Here is a 1,238-nt window from a genome sequence, read left to right as displayed (position 1 = left end):
GGACGCCCGGAAGAAGGTCACCACCGCCAAGAAGACGAGTGACCGCGCGCGGAGCAAGGCCGCGGCCGCCATCCGGCCCTGACGATCCGCTCCCCCGGTGCCCGCGCACCGGACGTCGACGACCCCGCCCCCACGGGCGGGGTCGTCGGCGTCGGTGGGCCCTGCGCGAGACCCGGTAGCCTGGTTGTCCTGCACTGCGCGGTACACCCACCCGATGCGCAGTCCCCACCCGAGAGGAGCGCGCATGACGGAACACGACGCCGTCGACGAGGAACAGCGCCACCTCGGCCGTCTCCTCGATCGTCTCGAGGAGCTCCGGGCCGACACCCGGGCCCGCCTCGACGCCGTCCTCCGGGGCACGGGGGGAACTCCTCAGGCGCGATCGGAGCGGGAGTCGTTCGCGCGGCTCTATTCGTCGGAGCTGGCGGCGTTCAACGCCGCCAATCTGGGCCTGTACTTCGGTCGGCTGGACATGGAGGACGGAGAGGTCCGGAGGATCGGGCGCGTGGGACTGAGGGACGACGACGAGGACCTCACCCCGCTCCTGCTGGACTGGCGCGCGGACCACAGCCGCCCGTTCTATCTGGCCACCACCGCCCGCCCCGAGGGCGCACACCGTCGTCGTCATCTCCGCACGATCGGCAGGAGGGTCATCGGGGTCCACGACGAGTACCTCACCGCACCCGTCGACGGTGAGGTGCCGGAGGACCACGACGACGTCGTGGGGGAATCCGCCCTGCTCGAAGCCCTGGACAGCGCGCGCTCCGCTCACATGACGGACATCGTCGCGACCATCCAACGCGAGCAGGACGAGATCATCCGGAACCCCCACGCCGGTGTCCTGGTGGTCCAGGGCGGGCCGGGGACGGGGAAGACCGCCGTGGCCCTTCACCGTGCGGCCTACCTGCTCTACACGCACCGCCGGAGGCTCGACCGCAGCGGAGTGCTCATCGTGGGGCCCAACGCGCGGTTCCTCGACTACATCGCACGCGTCCTGCCGTCGCTCGGCGAGTCGGGAGTCGTCCTGCGCACACTCGCCGACCTCTACCCCGGGGTCCGTGCCACCGGTTCGGAGACTCTCCGCGGCGAGGAGGTCAAGGGCTCGGCGGACATGGTCGACATCCTCAAGGCCGCCGTCCGCGCCCGCCAGCTCGCCCCGGGGGCGGACGTGGTGGTGCGGTGCGAGGGACACGACCTCGTCCTCACGCCCGCGGTGGTCCGCGCCGCCCGCGGCCGGG

The 1,238-nt window shown here is 72.2% G+C and carries 2 protein-coding genes; one reads left to right on the top strand and one right to left on the bottom strand.

Annotated features, from left to right (window positions below; translation table 11 throughout):
* The coding region (locus G6028_RS07785) for a hypothetical protein (protein ID WP_182658527.1) at positions 1-246 on the bottom strand (246 nt) is incomplete at its 3' end.
* Here G6028_RS07785 and G6028_RS07780 point away from each other — a divergent pair.
* Positions 245-1,238, top strand: a 994-nt coding sequence (locus G6028_RS07780) for a HelD family protein (RefSeq protein WP_182658526.1), incomplete at its 3' end; no start/stop codon positions are given. The genes G6028_RS07785 and G6028_RS07780 overlap by 2 nt on opposite strands.

Origin of the sequence: Dietzia cercidiphylli, from assembly GCF_014145145.1 — a bacterium.
GTDB classification, from domain to species: domain Bacteria; phylum Actinomycetota; class Actinomycetes; order Mycobacteriales; family Mycobacteriaceae; genus Dietzia; species Dietzia natronolimnaea.
The sequence above is the reverse complement of the archived record's forward strand: the minus strand, read 5'-3'. Positions and strand labels throughout refer to the sequence as shown.